Origin of the sequence: Rathayibacter sp. RFBD1 (genome assembly GCF_002932915.1) — a bacterium.
Classification (GTDB): Bacteria; Actinomycetota; Actinomycetes; order Actinomycetales; family Microbacteriaceae; genus Rathayibacter.
In genome coordinates this window covers 61,568-81,089 of sequence record NZ_PSWQ01000026.1, presented here as the reverse complement: position 1 = coordinate 81,089, position 19,522 = coordinate 61,568, and the positions used below count along the sequence as shown (strand labels likewise).

The window sequence follows — 19,522 nt, the reverse complement described above, 5'->3', positions numbered from 1 at the left end:
GTGGAGCGGATCGAGGTCACCGCGCTCGACGACCCGAGGCTGCGCGACTACGCCCACGCCACGGACGTCGCGCTGAAGAACGCCCGCGGCCCGCACGGCCTGTACATCGCGGAGTCGGCGCTCGTGCTCGAGCGCGCGATCGCCGCCGGGCACCGGCCGCGCTCGGTGCTCGCCCTCGGCGGTTCGGCCGGCGAGGCCGAGCGCCTGGTCGGCCGCTTCGACGTGCCCGTCTTCACGGGCTCGGGTGAGCTCCTGGCCGAGCTCACCGGGTACACCCTGCACCGCGGCCTGATCGCGGCGATGGACCGGCCCGTGCTGCCCGACCCGGCCGGCCTGCTCGCGGGAGCGCGCCGCGTCGTCGTGCTCGAGGACGTGGTCGACCCGACCAACGTCGGCGCGATCTTCCGCTCCGTCGGGGCCATCGGAGCCGATGCCGTGCTGGTGACGCCGCGCTGCTCCGATCCGTACTACCGTCGCGCCATCCGCGTGAGCATGGGAACGGTCCTCCAGGTGCCCTGGACGCGCGTCGGCGACTGGCCGTCGACGCAGCGGCTCCTGCGCGGAGCGGGCTTCACGATCGCGGCCATGGCTCTGACCCCGGAGGCGGTGCCCCTGCGGGACTTCGCCGCCCGCGCTCCGGAGCGCGTCGCCCTCGTGCTCGGCACCGAGGGGCAGGGTCTCACCGCCGAAGCGCTCGCCGCCGCCGATGTCGCCGTCCAGATCCCGATGCGGCACGGAATCGACTCGCTCAACGTCGCTGCGGCGTCGGCGGTCGCGATGTGGGCGCTCGCCGAGCCCTCCTGAGAGGCGCGCCTGTGCCCCGTTGGGGGTGCCACTGGGGCGTGAGAGCGCGCCCAGCGCTCGCCGGAAGCATCGACTGCGCTACCGTGGCCGCACTCCCGCCCGCAGCCGTCCCGAACGAGGTCGTCCATGCTCCTGCGCACGACGCTCCGCCCGCCCGTCGCGCTGCTCGTCGGAGTCGCGCTCGCGCTGAGCCTCACCGCCTGCTCCGGTCCCGCCGCGGAGGTGCCGGACGGGTCCGTGCGCGACTCGGGCTCCGTCGCTACCGCTGCCCCGGCGCCCACCGGCACAGCCGATGCCGAGAGCGGCGCGCGCATGACCCACCTGATCAGCGACTGCCTCGCCCGCTACGGCCTGAGCGACCGGCCGCCGCTCGCGAGCCCGCTCGCGGAGGAGGAGGTCCGCCTGGCGGCGCAGCGCGCCCGTGACGCCTACGACGCCACCCTGACCGACTGCTCGGCGCAGGCGCTCGCGTCCGGAGAGCCGAGCAGTGATCCGACGGGGGAGCCCGGCAGCGAGCCGACCGACGATCCCGACGCCGACTCCACCCCCGCTCCGGCGGGTTGACCGTGCGACTCGAGGGGACGTCCGCGCTGATCGCGGGGGGAGCGTCCGGACTGGGAGCCGGGACGGCGACGGCGCTCGACGCCGCAGGAGCGCACGTGGTCGTGCTCGACCTGCCGCACGCGGTGGAGGCCGCGCGTCTGCCCGCCTCCGTGCAGCTGATCGCCGGGGACGTCCTCGATCCGGACGCCGTCTCGCGCGCCGTGGAGGCGGCGGGGGAGCTGCGCGTCGCCGTGAGCTGTGCGGGCGTGGCCACACCCGGGCGGCTGCTCGGACGCGACGGGCCGCTGCCGCTCGAGCAGTTCGAGCGGGTGCTGCGGATCAACACGACCGGGACGCTCAACGTGCTGCGCCTCGCCGCGGCGTCGATCGCCGAGCGGGAGCCGGTCGACGGGGAGCGGGGAGTCCTGGTCACGACCGCCTCCGTCGCCGCCTTCGAGGGGCAGATCGGACAGGCGGCCTACGCCGCGTCGAAGGGAGCCGTGGCGGCGATGACCCTGCCGCTCGCGCGCGAGCTCGCGGCCCGGCTCGTGCGCGTGGTGTCGATCGCACCGGGCACGTTCGACACGCCCCTGCTCGCCGGGCTGCCGGACAGGGCCCGCGAGGCGCTCGGCTCGGCGACGCCGCATCCGGCTCGCCTCGGACGCCCCGAGGAGTTCGCGGCCCTGGTGCGGCACATCGTCGAGAACCCCATGATCAACGGCGAGACCATCCGGCTCGACGGGGCTCTGCGGCTGCCGCCGCGCTGAGGGACGAGCGGGCGCAGGCTGCCGGTCGAGACGTGCGGGCGTCTCGACACGCCGCTGCGCGGCTGGTCGACCGGCATGAGGCAGCGGCGGTCGCGAGACGCCGCTGCGGCGTCCGTCAGACGAGCAGCTGGTGCTTGGCGAGGTCCCGGTAGAGCGGCGTCGACTCGACGAGCTCGGAGTGGGTGCCGACTCCCACGACCTCGCCCTTCTGCAGCACGACGATGCGGTCGGAATCGACCACCGTCGACAGGCGGTGCGCGATCACCAGCAGGGTCCGGTTCTCGGCGACCGCGTCGATCGCCAGGCGCAGGCGCTGCTCGTTGAGTCCGTCGAGGCTCGACGTGGACTCGTCCAGCAGCAGGATCGGCGGGGCCGCCAGGAGCGCGCGGCCGATCGCGAGGCGCTGACGCTCACCGCCCGAGAGCATCACTCCGCTCTCGCCCACCGGCGCGTGCAGGCCGAGCGGGTTGCGCTCGAGCACGTCGGTCAGGTTCACCGCCTCGAGCACCCGGAGGCAGTCGGCGTCGTCGGCGTCGGGGCGGCCGAGGACGAGGTTCTCGCGGATGGTGCCGGCCAGGACCGGGGCGTCCTGCTCGACGTAGCCGATCTGCGCGCGGAGCGCATCGCGGTCGATGGCCGTGATGTCGACACCGCCGAGTCGGACGACGCCGGCCTCCGGGTCGTAGAACCGCTCGATGAGGGCGAGGATCGTGCTCTTGCCCGCTCCCGACGGCCCGACCAGGGCGGTGCGCTTGCCGCGCGGCACGGTGAAGGAGACGCCGCGCAGGACGGTGCGGTCGCGCTCGTCCGCTACGGCCGCCGCGTCGGGCACGGCGCCCTCCTCGTAGGAGAACACCACGTCCTCGAAGGAGATGGCCTCCTCCGCCACGCCGGCGCCGAGGCCGCCCGCGGAGGCGTCGCCGTCGCCCTCGATCGGCAGATCGATGATCTCCTGAATGCGGCCGAGGGCGCCCAGCGCCGAGTTCACCGAGGTGATGGCGCCGATGAAGTTGCCGAGCGGCATCACCATCATGAAGAGGAAGAGGATGAACGAGACCAGCTGGGCGATGTCGATCGCGCCGGACGCGACGCGGTAGCCGCCGACGCCGAGGACGGCGAGGAAGGCGACCTGCATGGCGATCCCGGCCACCGGCACCACGAGGGCCGAGACGTGCGCGACGCGGATCCCGAGGCGGTACGCCTCCGTCGCGTGCTGGTCGACGACCGCGATCTCGCGATCGGTGGCTCCGGCGGCACGGATCGTCCGGACGGCGCTGATGGCGCGCTCGACGGCCGCGGCCAGATCGCCGACCTTCTCCTGGGCCTTGCGGCTGGCGGTGCGGATGCCGCGGCCGAGGGTCAGCGCGAGCCCGAGGGCCACCGCCACCACCGCCACGATGATCAGCAGCAGCACCCAGTCGATGACGGCCATCGCGATGATCGCGCCGACGAAGACGAGGGAGCCCGCGATCGAGTCGACGAGCCCCTGGGTCAGCACCGCGCGCAGGAGCGTGGAGTCGGAGCCGACGCGCGAGACGAGGTCGCCGGTGCGGCGCGCGTCGAACTCCCGGATGGGGAGGCGCAGCAGCCGCGCGACGAGGCGGCGGCGGCTCGAGAGCACGATCCCCTCGCCGGTGCGCTGGAGCAGGTAGTGCGCGAAGCCCGAGATCAGCCCGGAGGCCACGACCAGGCCGACGAGGGCCCACACCAGCGGGCCGAGATCGAGACCGGACTGGACCCGGGTGATGACCTGGCCGACGAGCAGGGGCTGGCCGAGGCTCGCCGCCGCTCCGAACAGGCTGAGGACCACGACGACCGAGAGGATGCCGCGGTGCTCGAGCAGGTAGGGCACGAGCTGCGAGAAGGAGGCGCGGGGTCCGTCGTCGCGGGAGGGTCGTCGTCCGCCGCGCCGGGAGGTGGTGGTGCTCATCGCCGTCCATTCTGCCCCGTCGTCGCTGCGAGCAGGCCGCCAGAGGGCGGGCCCGGTGCTCAGGGAGGCAGCGGAGACGCGGACGGCCCGCCGGGGGATCCCGACGGGCCGTCCTCCGCAGGGAGTCCTACGAGACGTTGTCGTGGTACGACGCGTTCTTCGTCTCCTTGGAGAGCAGGAGCGCGATCAGCGTCAGCACGGCCGCGGCGCTGAGGTAGAGGCCGACCAGCACGGTGCTGCCGCCCGCCGCCCTCCAGAGCGCGACCGCGATGATCGGCGCGAGGGCCGCTCCGAGGATCGACGCGAGGTTGTACGCCATCGCCGAGCCGGTGTAGCGGACGTTGGTCGGGAACAGCTCGGGGAGGACGGCGCCCATCGGGCCGAAGGTCAGGCCCATCAGCGTGAAGCCGAGGATCAGGACCGCCATGACGCCCGCGAAGCCGGCGCTGAACAAGGGCACGAAGAGCAGGCCGAACACGAGGATCGCCGCGGTCACCACGAGCAGCGTCCGCCGGCGGCCGAAGCGCTCCGCGAGCGGGCCGGAGACGAGCGTGAAGATCCCGAAGAACACGACGCCGACGATCAGCATGACGAGGAAGTCGTTGCGCGTGTAGCCGAGGCCCGGGACCGCGCCGTCGACGGGCGAGGTGCCGTAGGTCAGCGTGAACGTGGTCATGAGGTAGAAGAGCACGTAGGTCGCCAGCATGATGAAGGTGCCCAGGATGAGCGGGCGCCAGCTGGTGACGAAGACGCGGGCGAGGGGCAGCTTGGCGACCTCGCCCTTCTCGACGACCTTCTGGAACGCGGGCGTCTCGACGAGCTTGAACCGCACGTAGAGCCCGATGATCACGAGCACGGCGCTCGCCAGGAACGGCACGCGCCAGCCCCAGGCCGCGAACGTCTCGTCGCTCATCGTGCTCGCGAGGACCAGGAACAGGACGTTGGCGACGATGAAGCCGATCGGTGCGCCCAGCTGCGGGAAGGTGCCGTAGATGGCGCGCTTGCCGGCCGGTGCGTTCTCGGTCGCGAGCAGCGCGGCTCCGGACCACTCGCCGCCGAGGCCGAGGCCCTGGCAGAAGCGCATCACGACGAGCAGGAACGGAGCGAGGAACTCCCAGCCGGGCGTGAGCGCGGTGGGCAGGCAGCCGATCAGGAAGGTCGCGACGCCCATGGTGAGCAGCGAGGCGACGAGGGTGCCCTTGCGGCCGACGCGGTCGCCGAAGTGGCCGAAGATGATCGACCCGATCGGGCGCGCGATGAACGCGACGCCGAAGACGGCGAAGGAGGCGAGGAGGGCCGTGGCCGGGTCCTCGTTGACGAAGAAGAGCGACGGGAAGACCAGGACCGCGGCGGTCGCGTAGGCGTAGAAGTCGTAGAACTCGATCGAGGTGCCGATGAGGCTGGCGAGGATGACGCGGCCGCGGGAGTTCTGCGGGGCGGCTGCTGGCGCGTCGGAGACGGCGGGAGAAGACATGAGGGAGGGGCTCCGTGTGGACGGCGGCTCCCCCCGAGCCGGCGGGGCGGGGCGTCGATCGGGCGTCGCGGGCCGCTGAGGCGAGGGGGAGGAGAGAGGGGTCGCTCGTGACGACCCGTCCACTTTACTCCGTGTTCTCCCAGGTTCGTGTGCGGGCGGCCCCAGGACGGGGGCCGCCCGCAGTGGTTCAGCTGCGCAGCGAGCGGAGGAGCAGAGCGGTCGAGACCGCCGCCTCGGCCGCCTCGCGCCCCTTGTCCTCCTTCGAGCCGGGAAGGCCCGCGCGATCGATGCCCTGCTGCTCGGTGTCGAGGGTGAGCACGCCGAAGCCGACCGGCTTGCCGGTCAGGATCGAGACGGTGGTGAGCCCGGAGGTGGCGGCGTCCGAGACGTACTCGAAGTGCGGGGTGCCGCCGCGGATGATCACGCCGAGGGCGACGACCGCGTCGGCCCCCGCCTCCAGGGCCGCCTTCGAGGCGACGGGCAGCTCGAACGAGCCGGGCACGCGCACGAGCGACCAGGACGCTCCGGCCTCGTCGAGGGCTCGGCCCGCTCCGGCGATCAGGCCGTCGCTGATCTGCTCGTGCCAGGTCCCCGCGATGACGACGACGCGCAGTCCCGCGCCGTCGAGAGGGGAGGTGGTGGGGGCGCCGCTACCGGCCATTGCTACTCCTTCGTGGTGGCGCCGGCGATCCCGGCGTCGAGGGCGAGGCCGGAGATCCCGGCGTCGAGGGGGTCGTGGTCGAGGACGCTGTCGAGGGTGTGGCCCATGCGGTCGCGCTTGGTCTCGAGGTAGCCCTCGTTGAAGGCGCCGACTCCGACGACGAGCGGCACGCGCTCGGCGACGACGATGCCGCGGTCGGTGAGCTGGCGGACCTTCTCGGGGTTGTTGGTGAGCAGGCGCACCTCGGTGAGGCCGAGGTCCTCGAGGATCCCGACCGCCGCTCCGTAGTCCCGCGCGTCGGCGGGGAGCCCGAGGGCGAGGTTCGCGTCGAGGGTGTCGAGTCCGTCCTCCTGCAGGCGGTAGGCGCGCAGCTTGTTGATCAGGCCGATGCCCCGGCCCTCGTGACCGCGGAGGTAGACGACGACGCCGCCGTCCCGCTGGATCGTGTCGAGGGCGGCGTCGAGCTGGGGTCCGCACTCGCACTTCAGCGAGCCGAACGCCTCGCCGGTCAGGCACTCGGAGTGCACGCGCACCAGTGCGGGCCGCCCCGCGGCGACCTCTCCCGCGAGGATCGCGACGTGATCCGCTCCGGTCTGCCGGTCGCGGTAGGCGCGGATGCGGAACGGGCCGTGGGTGGTCGGCACCGTGGTCTCGACCTCGAAGCTCACCCGCGCGCTCTCCGGGACCGCGACCGTGACGGGCACCTCCGCGTCGCAGTGGAACTCCTGCAGGTACGCGATGAGGGCCGCGACCGTGGTCACCGGCACGCCCTCGCGCTCGCCGAGAGCGATCAGCCCGGGCAGCCGCATCATCTCGCCGTCCTCGGCGACGATCTCGGAGATCGCGCCCACGGGGTACAGGCCGGCGAGCTTCATCAGGTCGACCGCCGCCTCCGTGTGCCCGTCGCGCTCGCGCACGCCGCCGTCGACGGCGCGCAGCGGCAGGATGTGGCCGGGGCGGTTCAGGCGGGAGGGGGTCGCCTCGGGGTCGGCCAGCACGCGGAGGGTGTGCGCGCGGTCGGAGGCGCTGATGCCGGTGGAGAGCCGGTCGGCCGCGTCGACGGAGAGCGTGTAGGCGGTGCCGCGCGGGTCCTCGTTCTCGACCACCATCAGCGGCAGGGCGAGGCGGTCGGCGATCTCGTTGGTCATCGGCGCGCAGATGAACCCGGAGGAGTGGCGGACCATCCAGGCGATCGTCTCCTGGCTGGCGAGCTGGGCCGAGACGATGACGTCGCCCTCGTTCTCGCGGCCCTCGTCGTCCGCGACGATGATCGGGCGCCCGGCGCGCAGCGCCTCGACGGCCTCGGGGATGGTGGCGAGGCTCATGAGCGGGCCTCCGCGATCGAGCGCAGCGCGAGCATCCGCTCGACGTGGCGGGCCAGGACGTCGGTCTCGATGTTGACCTGATCGCCGATCGCGCGCGCGCCCAGCGTGGTGACGGCGAGCGTCTCGGGGATCAGCGAGACCTCGAACCACTGCTCCGGCTCGGCGGCGGGGCTGATCGCCGAGACGGTCAGCGAGACGCCGTCCACCGCGATCGAGCCCTTGTCGACGACGAGCGGAGCGATGCCGGTCGGCAGCGAGAACCGCAGCACCCGCCAGGCCTCGCCCGGTGCGATGGCGAGCAGCGTCGCCGTGCCGTCGATGTGGCCCTGGACGATGTGGCCGCCGAGCCGGTCGCCCACCAGCGCGGCGCGCTCGAGATTCACGGGGTCGCCGACGCCCACGGTGTCGAGGGTCGACATCCGCAGGGTCTGCGCCATGACGTCGGCGGTGAAGCCCTCGTCCGTGTGCTCGACGACGGTGAGGCAGACGCCCGAGACCGCGATCGAGTCGCCGTGCCGCACGCCCTCGACGGCGAGGGGCCCGCGGATGCTGAGGCGGATCGCGTCGGCGCCCGCCTCGACGGCGGTCACGACGCCCTTCTCCTCGATGATTCCGGTGAACATCAGTGGGTCTCCATCTGCAGGGCGTGGGGGAGGCGGGCCGGGGTGCCGGCACCGCCCGCGGGGAGGACGTCGGGGCGCGCGGTCACGAGGAGGTCGTCGCCGAGGATCTCGACCGAGCGGAGGGAGAGGCGCCGGGCCCCGCCGATGCTCTCCACGCCGAGGTCGCCGAGCGCGAGGCGGGGGCCGCCGAGGAGCGCGGGCGCGAGGAACACGAGGTACTCGTCGACCAGTCCGGCGGCGACGAGCGCGGAGGCGAGGGTCGGTCCGGCCTCGACGTAGACGCTGCGGATCTCGGCGGAGTAGAGGTGCGCGAGGACCGCGGCGAGGTCGCGGGTGCGCTCGACCACGACGGCGCGGGGGTGCTCGTGCAGGCGGGCGCCTGGCGGCACGGGGCGCGTGCCGACGACGACGGGCACCGGCTGGTGGGCGAGGAGCTCGCCTCCGTCGCCGCGGGCGGTGAGCGCGGGATCGTCGGCGAGGACGGTCCCGGTGCCGACGAGGATCGCGTCGTGCGCGGCACGCTGCTCGTGCACGCGCTGACGGGCCGCCGCTCCGGTGATCCAGCGGCTGCTGCCGTCCGCCGCCGCGGTGCGGCCGTCGAGGGTCGAGGCCCACTTGAGCGTGACGAAGGGGCGGTGCAGGCGGGTCGCGGTGAGCCACGGGTGGAGGAACTGCTCTCCCTCCTCGGCGAGCACGCCCTCGATCACCTCGACGCCGGCCTCGCGGAGGGTGCGACCGCCGCCGGCCGAGCGCTCGCCCGGGTCCGGCACGGCGTAGACGACGCGGGAGACGCCCGCCTCGATCAGGGCGCGGCTGCAGGGACCCGTGCGCCCGGTGTGGTCGCACGGCTCGAGCGAGACGACGGCCGTCGCGCCCTCGGCGGCGCCCGCCGCGACGTGCGACAGGGCGTCGACCTCGGCGTGCGCGGTGCCGGCTCCGTGGTGCCAGCCCTCGCCGAGGACGGTGCCGTCGGGCGCGAGGATCACGCAGCCCACGCGCGGGTTGGGTCCGCGGGCGGGCCCGCGCTCGGCGAGCGCCAGCGCCCGGCGCATCGCGTGCTCGTAGTCGATCGTCATTCCCGGTTCTTCCGTTCGTCGCCGAACTCCGGGGTCTCGATCGACGGTGCGCGGGCACCGTCGCTCAGCATCGCGCGGTGATGCGCGACGCTCGTGCTGCCTCTCCTCCGGACTTTCACCGTCGGTCCTGGAGTTCCACCAGGTCAACCGCCGCCCCTCTCGAGGGGCTGCGGCTCGCGGACTGTGACCGCCGGTTCGGAATTCCCACCGACCCCGGAGCACGTGCTGTCCGGTCAGCCTACTCACCCGCCGCCCGGAGGGAGCCTCCGCGCGTCACACTCCCGGCGCACGGTCGGCTGGCGCGGGCGGGCGGCGCTCGGACGCAGGGGCCGGGTCGCGCTCGTCGAGTCCCGCGCGGCGGAGGACGTCCGGCTCAGTGCCGGTGCTCGTCCACCCAGCGCGGGAAGGGGTCCGCGTACTCCGCCCAGGCGGCGGGGCCGGCCAGCAGCTCCTCGGGGGTGAGCAGGCAGCTCTGCAGGACGGCGGTCAGCCTCCCGGTGTCCAGGCCCGTCCCGAAGAAGGCGAGCTCCTGGCCGAGGGGCGCGTCCTCGTCCCAGCTGAGCAGGCTGGTCGGGTCCAGCGTCAGCACGTCGCCGGCGACCGACCACGAGCCGACCCGGTCGGCGCGCGTCGCCAGGCGCACCAGGCCGCGGGAGCGGAGGATGCGGCCCACCTTCTCCGCCACCAGCTCCCCGTGGACCGCCGTGCTCAGGCGGCCGGGGTGGAAGGGCAGCGGATCGCGGAACACGAACTCCTCGACGGTCGTGCCCGAGGCGCGGCGCCGCGAGGTCCCGTTGAGGGCGCACTGCCAGCCCATCGAGGAGGCGATCGCGTGCGCGCGCCGGGGGTGGAGCCTCCGTGGCGCCGCCGGGAGCTCACCGGCGGGGAGGAGATCGGCGGTGGGGGCGAGTGCTCGCAGGAGGTCGCGGACGAGTGCGGTCCGCTCGGGGTCGCTGTCGGAGAGGGGCTCGGCGAGGGCGATGAGGCTCGAGAACTCCAGGCGGGCGGCGAGGCGCTCCGCCGAGTCGAAGGAGGGGCCCGCGCCGCCGCAGAGCACGCGCAGGATCTCCTCCGTCGACGTCACGGCGACCACGTCGAGGATCGCGATGCGGGTGTCGGCGGGATGCCGCTGCGCGCAGAGGTGCTCGAGCACGAGTCCGATCTCGAGCGGGTCGGCCTGGCCATCGAGGGCGACGACCGTGTGACCGCGGTGGCCGTCGTCGGCGTCGGCCGCGAGGCGCCGGTGGAGCTCCTCGGCGAGAGCGGGACCGTCGGCGCCGGGCGGATCGACCTCGAGGTCGATCCGGGACTCGGGCCTGCCGGCGAGGAGTGCGGCGGTCCGCCGGGCGTCGCGGGGGTCGGTCGCGCTGACGAGGGTGACGGCGAGGACGGGGGGTGCGGGGTGGTGGGGCTCCATGGACCGCTACTCTATCGATAACAGTTCTCATTAACGACAGGAGCATCCGTGAAGGTTCGCAACTCCCTCAGGTCGATGAAGGCGCAGCCCGGCTCGCAGGTGGTCCGCCGACGCGGCCGCGTCTTCGTGATCAACAAGCTGAACCCGCGCTTCAAGGCCCGTCAGGGCTGAGCGCCGACGGGAGGGTGCGAGCCCTCCCGTCGCGCACGGCCTCAGTGCTCGTCGTAGTGGCCGGCGTGAGCGGCGTGCTTGTGGCCGTCGTGGACGAAGTCGACGTGGTCGTCGTGCTGCACGGTCTCGTGCCCGCAGGCGTCGCCGTGCTCGTGGTCGGCGGTCGAGTGCTCGGCCTCCGACTCGTGCTCGTCGTAGTGGTCGCCGTGCAGGGCGTGGTGGTGCGTGCCGTGGACGTAGTCGACGTGGTCCTCGTGCTGCACGGCCGAGTGACCGCAGCCCTCGCCGTGCTCGTGCTCGGTGACGGGGTGCTCGGCGTGGAGATCGGTGGTGCTCATGGTGCTGCCTTTCCGGATGCGGGGGCCGCGGACGCGACGGGCTCCAGTCGACCAGATCCATAAACGCATTGCAATGGATGCGCCTAATCGAGAGCGATCATCGTTCCCGACAAGGACGGAGGTCACCCCTCCAGGGCGTGCCGGACAGCGTCGTCGACGATGTGCGTGACGTGGGTGTCGGCGACGGAGTAGTGCGCCTCACGGCCTACGCGCTCGACCGCGACCAGCCCGGCGGTGCGGAGCATCCGCAGGTGCTGCGAGACCAGCGGCTGCGAGAGCCCGGTCACCTCGGCCAGCCGCCCGACCGTCGACGTCTCCTCGGCGAGGGCCCGGAGCAGGCGCAGCCGGGAGGAGGAGGACAGCACCTTGAAGAGCTCGGCGGCGGGTTCGAGGTCCTCGGTCATCTGCTCATGTAAGCAGAGGTGCATGCGCCGTGTCCGCGCGGCGCCCCGCGCGCCTCCGACTACCCTCGGTGCGATGGACGAGGACAGGTACGGGCAGGACGTGCTCGCCGGCGACTGGCGCGCCCGCGGCAGGGTCGAGGTGGCGGTGGTCGAGGCCGAGCGCGATCTGGTGGTCGAGGAGGTCGCCTCCGGCTTCGTGGGCGCCGTGCTCGGCGTGGAGCTGCGGATGGTGCGGCTGGAGGACCGGTTCGGCAAGGTCCGCGTGTTCCCGCTGGGGCCCGGGTTCCTCCTCGAGGGGAAGCCCGTGTCGCTCAAGGCGCCCGGGCTGAAGCGCGACGCCGGCCTCGGTCGCGCGCGCTCCGCCTCCGGCTCCTTCCACGTCGCCGACGCGAAGGCGCGGGTCGCCCTGCCCAGCCGCATCTACGTCGAGGGCCGGCACGACGCCGAGCTGGTCGAGAAGGTCTGGGGCCACGACCTGCGGGTCGAGGGCGTCGTCGTCGAGTACATCGAGGGCGTCGACAACCTCGACGAGCTGGTGCGAGAGTTCCGGCCCGGTCCGGGGCGCCGCATCGGCGTGCTCGTCGACCACCTGGTGCGCGGCTCGAAGGAGTCGCGGATCGCCGAGCAGGTCGCCGCCGGTCCGCACGGCGCCCACGTCCTCGTCGTCGGCCACCCCTACATCGACGTCTGGCAGGCCGTGAAGCCCGGCCGGATCGGCCTGGAGCGCTGGCCCGAGATCCCTCGCGGAACCGAGTGGAAGCACGGGATCTGCGAGGCGCTCGGCTGGCCGCACGAGGAGCAGGCCGACATCGCGCGCGCCTGGCAGCGCATCCTCGGCCGGGTGCGGACCTTCCAGGACCTGGAGCCGGCGCTGCTGGGCCGGGTCGAGCAGCTCATCGACTTCGTGACGGAGCCCGCATGACCCGGCGCGCGGGGCTCGGCCTCGCCCTCGACGCCGTGCTCGTCATGGTCTTCGTGCTGATCGGCCGCGGGAGCCACGACGAGGGGTCGGCGCTGATCGGCCTGCTCACCACGCTCTGGCCGTTCCTGGCGGCGCTCCTGCTCGGCTGGGTCGTCACGCGCTCGTGGCGCTCCCCGGACCGGATCGTGCCCGCCGGGCTCGTCGTCTGGGCGGTGACCGTCGCGGGCGGGATGCTCCTGCGGATCGCCTCCGGGCAGGGCGTGCAGTGGAGCTTCGTGATCGTGACGGCCGTCGTGCTGGCCGTGTTCCTCCTCGGCCGCCGCGCTCTGACGCGGCTGATCGCCCGCCGGCGCTAGGCGGACCGGCGGCTCAGCCCACCCGCACCCCGAAGTGCTCCGCGAACAGCGGCAGCAGCAGGCTGAGCTGCAGCTCGGAGAGGGTGGCGCCGCGGAGGCCGTCCAGCCCGGTGAGCACGTGCAGCTCGGCGCCGCGCAGATCGAGGTGCTCGATCCGGGCCCGGGAGAGATCGAGGGAGCGGACGTCGCAGTCGACCAGGTGCAGCCGCGTGCCGGTCGCACCCGCCAGGTCGAGCTCGTCGATCGTGCAGCGCTCGAGCAGCACGTCGCGCACCGCGGCTCCGCGGAGGTTCAGGTAGCCGAGCTTGCAGTCGGCCACGCGCACCTGCTCCCAGGTGCTCTCGTAGAGCTCGGCCGAGCCCAGCCGCGAGGCGAGAAGCTCGACGGATCGGAGCCGGCTCCGCGGCGCCGAGAGCCCGGGGACGTCCAGCCGCTCGAGCCGCGACTCCGCGATCGACGCGGCCCGCAGCTGGGCGCCGTCCAGGACCACTCCCTCCAGCACGCACTCGCTGAAGGAGGCCGCGGTGAGATCTGCGCCGGTGAGGTCGGTGCCGGCGAAGCGCAGTCCTTCGGCGTGCTCCCGGGCGCCCGTGTCCCCGGCGTACCCCTCGGCGAGGCCGTCGAGGAGGAGGGGGTCGAGCCGGGGAGGAGCGGTCGCGTCGCGCACGCGGCGAGCCTAGTGCTGGCACCATGGCGGCATGCCCCGCCTGCTCGCCGTGTGCCGCGTCGCCCGCCTCCTGCCCGACTCCGGCACGGTCGGCGTGACCGCGATCGACAAGCGGCCGGTCGAGGGTCCCGTCGGAGTGCGCGACCTGGGCCTCCACGGCGACGTGCAGGCCGATCGCGCGCACCACGGCGGCCTCGACAAGGCGCTCTACGCCTACTCCGACGAGGACGCGCTCTGGTGGGCGGAGCGCCTGGGGCGGCCGGTTGCCGCGGGGATGTTCGGCGAGAACCTGCGGATCGCGGGCCTCGACGTGAGCGGAGCCGCGATCGGCGAGCGCTGGCGGATCGGCGAGGCGGTCGAGGTCGAGGTGACGATGCCGCGGACGCCGTGCGCGACGTTCCAGCGGGCCCTCGGAGAGCCGCAGTGGGTGAAGCGCTTCGCCGACGAGGGGCGCACCGGCGCGTACCTGCGGGTGCTGCACCGCGGATCGGTGGAGGCGGGCGACGCCGTCGAGGTCCTGAGCCGGCCCGGGCACGGCGTCCCGGTCGACCGCTGGTACCGCGAGCACAGCCCGGCGGACGCGCAGGCGCTCCTCGAGGCGGAGGAGGCGGGCGCATTCCGGCCGGCTCCGGCGCTGCGGGCGTCGATCGAGCGGGCGCTCGCCTGACCCGGTCTACTCCCCGCGCGCCTCACGCTTGAGGCGGCGCTTGACCGCTCGCTCCGTGAGCACCGTCAGGTAGTCCTGCACGGGCCGGTCCTGCAGGTCCGCGAGCTCCTCGCGCACGAGCGGCGCGACCTGCTCCTCGGAGTGGTCGGGGAACTTCTTGCGCACGTTCGCGGTCACGTCGCGCACCACCTGGTCGAGATCGAAGTCGGTCGTCATGCGGAGATCCTGGCCCCTCCAGGTGAACAGGAGGGGCGCGGAGCCCACGGCCCCGCGCCCCTCCTCCGTGCCGATGGTCAGCTCGCGGCGACGGCGATCTCGTTCGGCGTGACGTCGAGCTCGCCCGTGGCGACGACCTCTCCCGTGGTGAGGTCGACGGCGTGGATGCTGTCGGCGGCCGGGTCGGTCACGTAGGCGATGTCCCCGGCGACCGTGATCGCGGGGTGCGGGTCCTGCCACTCGACCGGGCTCTCCCAGGCGTCGACGACGGGGTAGGAGGCGGTCAGCTCGCCGGTCTCGGGGTCGAGGACGTGGATCGCGCCGTCCGAGGCGATCATGTACGCCAGGTCGTCGGGGCCGCGGGCGACGCCGCGGAAGGTGTACTCGACGCCCTCGGGCAGGTCGACGACGTCGAGGGTCTTCGCCTCGGTGTCGATCAGCGCCACGCGGTGCAGGAGGTAGCCCTCGGCGTCGCGGTCGTCCTTGTAGTCGCCGACGATGATCGGGCTGGTCTCGCTGACCCAGGCGTTGCCCATGCGGCCGTACGGCTGGTCCGGAGCCTCGAGCTTCGTGATCTCGCCGCCGTCGTAGACCAGGGCGCCGTTCTCGCAGCCGAAGACGACGACCTCGTTCTCGGCCGTGCCCTCTCCGTGGACTCCGGGGCACTGGTCGTTCGTGGCCGTCACGGCGCCGGAGGCGTCGCGCACCTCGATGCCGTTGCGCCCGTCGGCATCACCGACCGTGGTGAGGAAGGTGCCGTCCTCGAGGACGATCGAGACGCCGTGGTGCGCCTCGACTCCCGGGATGGTCTCGGTCTCGGGCATCCCGTCCGAGGACGCCAGGTCGGCGGTCTCGAGGACGGTCGTGTCGCTCGTGCCGTCGGCGTAGAGGACGGTCTTCCCGGCGTGCCGGACGACGTGGCCCGGGGTGTCCGCGGGGAAGACGATGTCCGTCAGCTCCGGCTCGCCGCCGGTGCCGGCGGCGGTGTCGAGGAGCTGGAACCCCTCGCTCATGGTGACCATGACGTGGCGGTCGTCGCCGGCGGGGTTGAGGCGGGTGAACTCCTCGGAGTCCATGTCCGCGACGGTCTCGAGGGTCTCGCCGTCGAGGACGAGGATGCCGCCCTCGTAGGCGACGGCGACGCGGGCGCCGGCGGCCGCCGCGGCCTCGGTGGCCGGTGCGGTGGACGCCGAGGACTCGGTGGCCGGGGTCGAGCTCGACGAGCAGGCCGCGAGGACCGTGATCGAGCAGGCGGCGATCAGGCCGAGGCCCGCCCGCCGGACGTGGGGATTCTGCATGGGTGCTTCTTCTTCCTGGTGGTGGATCGGAGGGCTCACGGGGAGAGCCCGGTGGCGATGCGCTGCGTGTTGACGCGCATCATGGCGAGGTAGTCGGGAGCGCCGCCCTCGGGCCCCGTCAGGGACTCCGTGAACAGCTCGACCACCTCCACGCGGATGTCGGCCTCGCTCGCGAGCGCCTGGACCAGGCGGTCGGGAGACGAGGACTCCGCGAAGATCGTGGGGACGCCGGTCTGCTCGACCGCGTCGACGAGATCGGCGAGGTCGGAGGCGGACGGCGCCGCGAGGGTCGTGCCTCCCGGGATGACGGCGCCGACGACGTCGAAGTCGAAGCGGTCGGCGAGGTACCCGAAGACGTGGTGGTTGGTGACGAGGGCGCGGCGCTCGGCGGGGATCGCGGCGAACGCCGCGGCCATCTCGGAGTCGAGCCGCTCGAGCTCGGCGCGGTAGCCGGCCGTCCGGTCCTGGACGGCGGCCGGATCGACGCCGTCGAGCGTGGCGAGCACGGGCCCGAGGGAGTCGACGACGTCGATCATCCGGCCGGGGTCCGTCCAGAAGTGCGAGTCCGGGCTCCCCTCCGCGTCGCCCTCGCTGTAGTCGAGGACGTCGACGGCGTCGCCGGCGACGAACGCGGGGACGTCCTCACCGGAGGCCTCGTCGAGGTGCTGCTGCAGGCCCTCCTCGAGTCCGAGCCCGTTCGAGACGACGAGGTCGGCGGAGCGCAGGCGCGCCGCCTCCTGCGCCGAGATCTCGAAGGAGTGCGGGTCGGCGTCGGGCTTCATCAGCGTGACGACCTGCGCCTCGTCGCCGACGAGCTCGCCCACGACGTCGCCGAGGATGTTGGTGGAGACGATGACGAGGGGCCTCTCGTCCTCCTCCGCGGACGTGCAGCCCGACAGGAGCAGGACCGCCGCGGCGGACGCGACGGCCCAGCCGCGCCTCATCGGCCCGTCTCCGCCGTGAAGGCCGGCTCGGTGGCGGTCTCGAAGGTGCGGGCGAGGCGCGCGCCGTCCGCGTAGTCGATCTCGTGCAGCTTCCGCTCGGCGGGCGCGCTGAGGTAGGCCCGCTGCTGGTCGGCGATCAGGACGGGCCGCGAGCCGTCCGCGGTCGTGTCCGCGACGAGGGGCGCGGTCTCGGCGAGGACCGCACCGTCGGAGCCGTCGAGCACCAGCACGCGGCCGTCGGCGGCGAGGGCGAGGACGGTCTCGTCCGCGTCGTCCACCGCGGTGACCTGCGCCAGCGAGGCGGGAGAGGGGAGGAGGCTCCAGGAGCGCTCCCGGGTGTCGAGGAGCCAGATGCCCGCGTCCCCGGCGAGGCCGGCGACCGTGGGGCGGCCCTCGCGGTTGTCGAAGGAGGCGGCGGGTGGCGCGGTGGTGCCGGCGGGGTAGGGGATCCGCTCGACGACGAGCTCCTCGTCCTCGATCGACGCCAGGAGTGCGCCGTCGGAGCAGCCGATGACGGCGCCGACGCGGGTGGTGATCGTCCCGGCGGGGTCGGGGCAGGCCTCGCGGAGGCCGGTCGGCTCGCCGTCCGAGTCGTAGCCGGCGACGGCCGCTCCGGATCCGGACCCCTCGGTCACCAGTGCGGACGAGCCGACGGGCACGACCATCCCGGGTCCGGGCTCGACGTCCTTCCGGAACCGCTCGACGATCGCGCCCTTCGACAGCGCCTCGGTGTCGAGGAGGACCGCCTCGCCGGAGTCGGGGAAGAAGAGTCCGGTTCCGCCGGTGGTCGAGAGGTTCGTCGTGGCGACGACGGCCGTCCCGGAGCCCTCGACCGTGCCGATCAGGCGGGGGTCCGCGCGGTAGTAGTGGAAGTGGTCGACGTGGTCCCAGGTCCACACGCCGCTGTCGACGATCTCGACGCCCGCATCGGTCTGGGCGAAGAGGTAGCGGCCGTCGGTCGTCATCGCGCTCGGTGCGCCGATGGTGCCGAGGCCGGTGACCGTCTCGTCGAGGAGGTCGAGGTGCGACACGGCGCCCGACGGGTCGATCGACGTCAGCCCCAGGCGCGGCTCGGCGAGCTCGGCGGCGTTCGCGACGGCGCCGTGGCCGGAGCCCGTGTCGTCCGCGGCCGGCGCGGAGGCATCGGTCGAGCAGGCGGCCAGGCCCAGCGCGAGAGCGCCCAGGAGGACGGTGGAGGCGGTGGTTCGGGAGTGCACGGAGTCCTTTCGAGGGTGAGCGGGGGAGGAGCGGTGCCGGCAGGGCCTCATGCGGCGACCGGCTGAGGGCCCGACCGGGACGCGAGGGCCGACGCGGCCGAGCGGACCGCCCAGGACACCGCGGCGACCGCGATGGCCGTGCCGGCGACCGAGGCGCCCGCGGCCGTGGCCGCGTGCCAGGAGACGAGCAGGCCGACGAGCACGGAGGCCGCGCCGAGGATCGACGCGAGCAGCATCCGGGTCGGGATGCGCGTGGTCCAGTGACCGGCGGCCACCGCGGGAGCCAGCAGGAGCCCGACGACGAGGAGCGAGCCGACCGCCTGGTAGGAGGCGACGACGGCGAGGGTCACCAGGCCGACCAGCGCGGCCTGAGCCGAGCGCGGACCGAGGCCGAGCACCGCGGCGATGCGCGGATCCAGCGCCAGGGCGACGAGCGGGCGGTGGAAGGCCGCTGCGACGAGGAGGCCTACTCCGGCGGCGGCGGCGAGCAGCCCGATGTCGACGGGAGTGATCGCGAGGATGTCGCCGAAGAGGATCGAGGTCGCGTCCGTGGCGAAGCTGCCCGAGTGCGAGATCACGATGACCCCCAGCGCCAGCATGGCGACGAAGAGCAGGCCGATGCTGGTGTCGTAGGACAGTCGTCCGCGCCGCTGCAGGGCCGCGATGCCGAGGCTCATCAGCACCGCGCTGGCTGCGCCGCCCACGAGGACGGGCGCGCCGAGCACCGTCGCGAGGGCGACGCCGGGGAGCATCCCGTGGGCGAGCGCCTCGCCGAGGAAGGCCATCCCGCGGAGGACCACCCAGGTGCCGACGACGCCGCAGAGGACCGCGACGAGGACGCCGCCGAGGAGGGCGCGCTGGAGGAAGTCGAGAGCGAACGGCTCGAGGATTCCGGCGAGGAGGCTGGGCATGGTGCCCGACCGTACACGATAATGAGAACAGTTATCACTCCTGTACGCTCGTCGGGATGGACGTCTCACCCCTGCCCGAGCCCCCGGTCCGCCTCCGAGGCGCTCACGTCGACTTCGGCTCCCGCCGCGCTCTCGCGGGGGTCGATCTCGACGTCGCCGCGCGCTCGCTGACCGTGATCGCCGGGCCGAACGGCGCCGGCAAGTCGACGCTTCTGGAGGTGATCGCGGGAGTGCGTCCACTGACGTCCGGCACGCGGGACGTCACCGGAGCGATCGCCTTCGTGCCGCAGCGGGCGTCGATCCCGGACCGCCTCCCGGTGACGGTGCGCGACGTGGTCGCGGTGGGCACCTGGGGTCGGCTCGGCCGCCTCCGCCGCAGCGACGCGCGCGCGGCGGACGCGATCGCCACCGCGCTCGAGCGGATGGAGATCGCCGCGCTCGCCCGGGAGCCCTTCGCGGTGCTCTCCGGCGGTCAGCGGCAGCGGGCGCTCCTCGCCCAGGGGCTCGCCCGCGGGGCCGGCCTGCTGCTCCTGGACGAGCCCACCACCGGCCTCGACTCGGCGAGTGCGGAGCGGATCCGGTCGGTCCTGCGTGCGGAGGCGGACCGCGGCGCGACCGTGGTCTGCGTCTCGCACGACCCCTCTGTGCTGGCCGATGCCGACCGCGTCGTCGGACTCGTCGACGGGGCCCTCGCTCCGGCGGACCGATCCGTCACCCGCGGCCCGTGAGGCGAGGGCGCACGGGCCGTCCGTGACGGATCGCACCCGAGCGACGGGCCGCGGGCTGGGAGG

23 protein-coding genes and 1 riboswitch are annotated in these 19,522 nt (G+C 73.7%); of the genes, 8 read left to right on the top strand and 15 right to left on the bottom strand.

Annotation, left to right across the window (positions count from 1 at the left end; translation table 11 throughout):
* The 3 genes from C5D50_RS15305 (at position 1) to C5D50_RS15295 (ending at position 2,114) form a co-directional block, all read left to right on the top strand.
* Positions 1–804, top strand: a complete 804-nt coding sequence (locus C5D50_RS15305; protein ID WP_104283888.1) for an RNA methyltransferase — start codon at positions 1–3, stop codon at positions 802–804.
* Between the two features lie 126 nt (positions 805–930).
* Positions 931–1,368, top strand: a complete 438-nt coding sequence (locus tag C5D50_RS15300; RefSeq protein ID WP_104283887.1) for a hypothetical protein — start codon at positions 931–933, stop codon at positions 1,366–1,368.
* A 2-nt stretch (positions 1,369–1,370) separates the two neighbouring features.
* Positions 1,371–2,114, top strand: a complete 744-nt coding sequence (locus C5D50_RS15295; RefSeq protein WP_104283902.1) for an SDR family oxidoreductase — start codon at positions 1,371–1,373, stop codon at positions 2,112–2,114.
* A 115-nt stretch (positions 2,115–2,229) separates the two neighbouring features.
* Here C5D50_RS15295 and C5D50_RS15290 read toward each other — a convergent pair whose 3' ends face one another.
* From C5D50_RS15290 to C5D50_RS15260, 7 genes are all read right to left on the bottom strand, one after another.
* Positions 2,230–4,044 carry an ABC transporter ATP-binding protein gene (locus C5D50_RS15290; protein ID WP_104233721.1) on the bottom strand — a complete coding sequence of 605 codons (1,815 nt, stop codon included), beginning with the start codon at positions 4,042–4,044 and terminating at the stop codon, positions 2,230–2,232.
* Positions 4,045–4,171: 127 nt separating this feature from the next.
* On the bottom strand, positions 4,172–5,518 hold the full coding sequence (locus C5D50_RS15285) for an MFS transporter (protein WP_104222221.1): 1,347 nt from the start codon (positions 5,516–5,518) through the stop codon (positions 4,172–4,174).
* A gap of 187 nt (positions 5,519–5,705) precedes the next feature.
* Positions 5,706–6,179 (bottom strand): 6,7-dimethyl-8-ribityllumazine synthase, encoded by a 474-nt coding sequence (gene ribH, locus C5D50_RS15280; protein WP_104222223.1) that lies wholly within the window; start codon positions 6,177–6,179, stop codon positions 5,706–5,708.
* 2 nt (positions 6,180–6,181) lie between these two features.
* On the bottom strand, positions 6,182–7,504 hold the full coding sequence (ribA, locus tag C5D50_RS15275; protein WP_104222225.1) for a GTP cyclohydrolase II: 1,323 nt from the start codon (positions 7,502–7,504) through the stop codon (positions 6,182–6,184).
* A complete protein-coding gene (locus C5D50_RS15270; protein WP_104283886.1) occupies positions 7,501–8,127 on the bottom strand; it encodes a riboflavin synthase in 627 nt (208 codons plus the stop codon). The genes ribA and C5D50_RS15270 overlap by 4 nt, the downstream gene beginning before the upstream one ends.
* Positions 8,127–9,203, bottom strand: a complete 1,077-nt coding sequence (ribD, locus tag C5D50_RS15265; RefSeq protein ID WP_258062884.1) for a bifunctional diaminohydroxyphosphoribosylaminopyrimidine deaminase/5-amino-6-(5-phosphoribosylamino)uracil reductase RibD — start codon at positions 9,201–9,203, stop codon at positions 8,127–8,129. The genes C5D50_RS15270 and ribD overlap by 1 nt, the downstream gene beginning before the upstream one ends.
* A 91-nt stretch (positions 9,204–9,294) precedes the next feature.
* A riboswitch (FMN riboswitch) is annotated at positions 9,295–9,427 on the bottom strand.
* A gap of 149 nt (positions 9,428–9,576) precedes the next feature.
* Positions 9,577–10,620, bottom strand: a complete 1,044-nt coding sequence (locus tag C5D50_RS15260) for a GTP-binding protein (protein ID WP_104289029.1) — start codon at positions 10,618–10,620, stop codon at positions 9,577–9,579.
* A gap of 48 nt (positions 10,621–10,668) precedes the next feature.
* Between C5D50_RS15260 and ykgO the strand changes: the two genes are divergently transcribed.
* Positions 10,669–10,791, top strand: a complete 123-nt coding sequence (gene ykgO / locus C5D50_RS15255; protein WP_104226896.1) for a type B 50S ribosomal protein L36 — start codon at positions 10,669–10,671, stop codon at positions 10,789–10,791.
* Positions 10,792–10,832: 41 nt separating this feature from the next.
* Here the strand turns inward: ykgO and C5D50_RS16890 are convergent, their stop codons facing one another.
* Both C5D50_RS16890 and C5D50_RS15245 read right to left on the bottom strand, forming a co-directional pair.
* A complete protein-coding gene (locus C5D50_RS16890; protein ID WP_104283883.1) occupies positions 10,833–11,129 on the bottom strand; it encodes a hypothetical protein in 297 nt (98 codons plus the stop codon).
* Between the two features lie 122 nt (positions 11,130–11,251).
* On the bottom strand, positions 11,252–11,533 hold the full coding sequence (locus C5D50_RS15245; protein WP_104222235.1) for a helix-turn-helix transcriptional regulator: 282 nt from the start codon (positions 11,531–11,533) through the stop codon (positions 11,252–11,254).
* A 73-nt stretch (positions 11,534–11,606) separates the two neighbouring features.
* Here C5D50_RS15245 and C5D50_RS15240 point away from each other — a divergent pair, with 73 nt between their 5' ends.
* Positions 11,607–12,455, top strand: a complete 849-nt coding sequence (locus C5D50_RS15240; RefSeq protein ID WP_104226898.1) for a DUF3097 domain-containing protein — start codon at positions 11,607–11,609, stop codon at positions 12,453–12,455.
* Positions 12,452–12,811 (top strand): DUF3054 domain-containing protein, encoded by a 360-nt coding sequence (locus C5D50_RS15235; RefSeq protein ID WP_104283882.1) that lies wholly within the window; start codon positions 12,452–12,454, stop codon positions 12,809–12,811. Before C5D50_RS15240 ends, C5D50_RS15235 begins: the two co-directional genes overlap by 4 nt.
* Positions 12,812–12,824: 13 nt before the next feature.
* Here the strand turns inward: C5D50_RS15235 and C5D50_RS15230 are convergent, their stop codons facing one another.
* Positions 12,825–13,478 (bottom strand): pentapeptide repeat-containing protein, encoded by a 654-nt coding sequence (locus C5D50_RS15230; RefSeq protein WP_104283881.1) that lies wholly within the window; start codon positions 13,476–13,478, stop codon positions 12,825–12,827.
* Between the two features lie 31 nt (positions 13,479–13,509).
* Here C5D50_RS15230 and C5D50_RS15225 point away from each other — a divergent pair, with 31 nt between their 5' ends.
* Positions 13,510–14,145, top strand: a complete 636-nt coding sequence (locus C5D50_RS15225) for an MOSC domain-containing protein (protein WP_104283880.1) — start codon at positions 13,510–13,512, stop codon at positions 14,143–14,145.
* A gap of 6 nt (positions 14,146–14,151) precedes the next feature.
* On the opposite strand, the gene C5D50_RS15220 is transcribed toward C5D50_RS15225, so the two are convergent.
* The 5 genes from C5D50_RS15220 to aztB form a co-directional block, all read right to left on the bottom strand.
* Positions 14,152–14,361, bottom strand: a complete 210-nt coding sequence (locus C5D50_RS15220; RefSeq protein WP_104262881.1) for a three-helix bundle dimerization domain-containing protein — start codon at positions 14,359–14,361, stop codon at positions 14,152–14,154.
* 77 nt (positions 14,362–14,438) lie between these two features.
* The gene (gene aztD, locus C5D50_RS15215; protein WP_104283879.1) at positions 14,439–15,659 is read right to left on the bottom strand and encodes a zinc metallochaperone AztD; all 1,221 of its coding nucleotides are present in this window, start codon (positions 15,657–15,659) and stop codon (positions 14,439–14,441) included.
* Positions 15,660–15,694: 35 nt separating this feature from the next.
* Positions 15,695–16,603 (bottom strand): zinc ABC transporter substrate-binding protein AztC, encoded by a 909-nt coding sequence (aztC, locus tag C5D50_RS15210; protein ID WP_104283878.1) that lies wholly within the window; start codon positions 16,601–16,603, stop codon positions 15,695–15,697.
* Positions 16,600–17,820 carry an ABC transporter gene (locus tag C5D50_RS15205; protein ID WP_104283877.1) on the bottom strand — a complete coding sequence of 407 codons (1,221 nt, stop codon included), beginning with the start codon at positions 17,818–17,820 and terminating at the stop codon, positions 16,600–16,602. Before C5D50_RS15205 ends, aztC begins: the two co-directional genes overlap by 4 nt.
* A 47-nt stretch (positions 17,821–17,867) precedes the next feature.
* On the bottom strand, positions 17,868–18,731 hold the full coding sequence (aztB, locus tag C5D50_RS15200) for a zinc ABC transporter permease AztB (protein ID WP_104283876.1): 864 nt from the start codon (positions 18,729–18,731) through the stop codon (positions 17,868–17,870).
* Positions 18,732–18,787: 56 nt separating this feature from the next.
* On the opposite strand from aztB, the gene aztA reads away from it, so the two are divergent.
* A complete protein-coding gene (gene aztA / locus C5D50_RS15195; RefSeq protein ID WP_104283875.1) occupies positions 18,788–19,459 on the top strand; it encodes a zinc ABC transporter ATP-binding protein AztA in 672 nt (223 codons plus the stop codon).
* Positions 19,460–19,522 lie beyond the last annotated feature (63 nt).

Bases quoted from the DNA above. Each gene is read 5' to 3' on its own strand.
- C5D50_RS15240 (WP_104226898.1), top strand. From the start codon at position 11,607: ATGGACGAGGACAGGTACGGGCAGGACGTGCTCGCCGGCGACTGGCGC.
- ribD (WP_258062884.1), bottom strand. From the start codon at position 9,203: ATGACGATCGACTACGAGCACGCGATGCGCCGGGCGCTGGCGCTCGCC.
- C5D50_RS15260 (WP_104289029.1), bottom strand. From the start codon at position 10,620: ATGGAGCCCCACCACCCCGCACCCCCCGTCCTCGCCGTCACCCTCGTC.
- C5D50_RS15245 (WP_104222235.1), bottom strand. From the start codon at position 11,533: ATGACCGAGGACCTCGAACCCGCCGCCGAGCTCTTCAAGGTGCTGTCC.
- aztC (WP_104283878.1), bottom strand. From the start codon at position 16,603: ATGAGGCGCGGCTGGGCCGTCGCGTCCGCCGCGGCGGTCCTGCTCCTG.
- C5D50_RS15300 (WP_104283887.1), top strand. From the start codon at position 931: ATGCTCCTGCGCACGACGCTCCGCCCGCCCGTCGCGCTGCTCGTCGGA.
- C5D50_RS16890 (WP_104283883.1), bottom strand. From the start codon at position 11,129: ATGAGCACCACCGATCTCCACGCCGAGCACCCCGTCACCGAGCACGAG.
- aztB (WP_104283876.1), bottom strand. From the start codon at position 18,731: ATGCCCAGCCTCCTCGCCGGAATCCTCGAGCCGTTCGCTCTCGACTTC.
- aztD (WP_104283879.1), bottom strand. From the start codon at position 15,659: ATGCAGAATCCCCACGTCCGGCGGGCGGGCCTCGGCCTGATCGCCGCC.
- C5D50_RS15225 (WP_104283880.1), top strand. From the start codon at position 13,510: ATGCCCCGCCTGCTCGCCGTGTGCCGCGTCGCCCGCCTCCTGCCCGAC.
- aztA (WP_104283875.1), top strand. From the start codon at position 18,788: ATGGACGTCTCACCCCTGCCCGAGCCCCCGGTCCGCCTCCGAGGCGCT.
- ribA (WP_104222225.1), bottom strand. From the start codon at position 7,504: ATGAGCCTCGCCACCATCCCCGAGGCCGTCGAGGCGCTGCGCGCCGGG.
- C5D50_RS15235 (WP_104283882.1), top strand. From the start codon at position 12,452: ATGACCCGGCGCGCGGGGCTCGGCCTCGCCCTCGACGCCGTGCTCGTC.
- C5D50_RS15270 (WP_104283886.1), bottom strand. From the start codon at position 8,127: ATGTTCACCGGAATCATCGAGGAGAAGGGCGTCGTGACCGCCGTCGAG.
- C5D50_RS15285 (WP_104222221.1), bottom strand. From the start codon at position 5,518: ATGTCTTCTCCCGCCGTCTCCGACGCGCCAGCAGCCGCCCCGCAGAAC.
- C5D50_RS15290 (WP_104233721.1), bottom strand. From the start codon at position 4,044: ATGAGCACCACCACCTCCCGGCGCGGCGGACGACGACCCTCCCGCGAC.
- ribH (WP_104222223.1), bottom strand. From the start codon at position 6,179: ATGGCCGGTAGCGGCGCCCCCACCACCTCCCCTCTCGACGGCGCGGGA.
- C5D50_RS15220 (WP_104262881.1), bottom strand. From the start codon at position 14,361: ATGACGACCGACTTCGATCTCGACCAGGTGGTGCGCGACGTGACCGCG.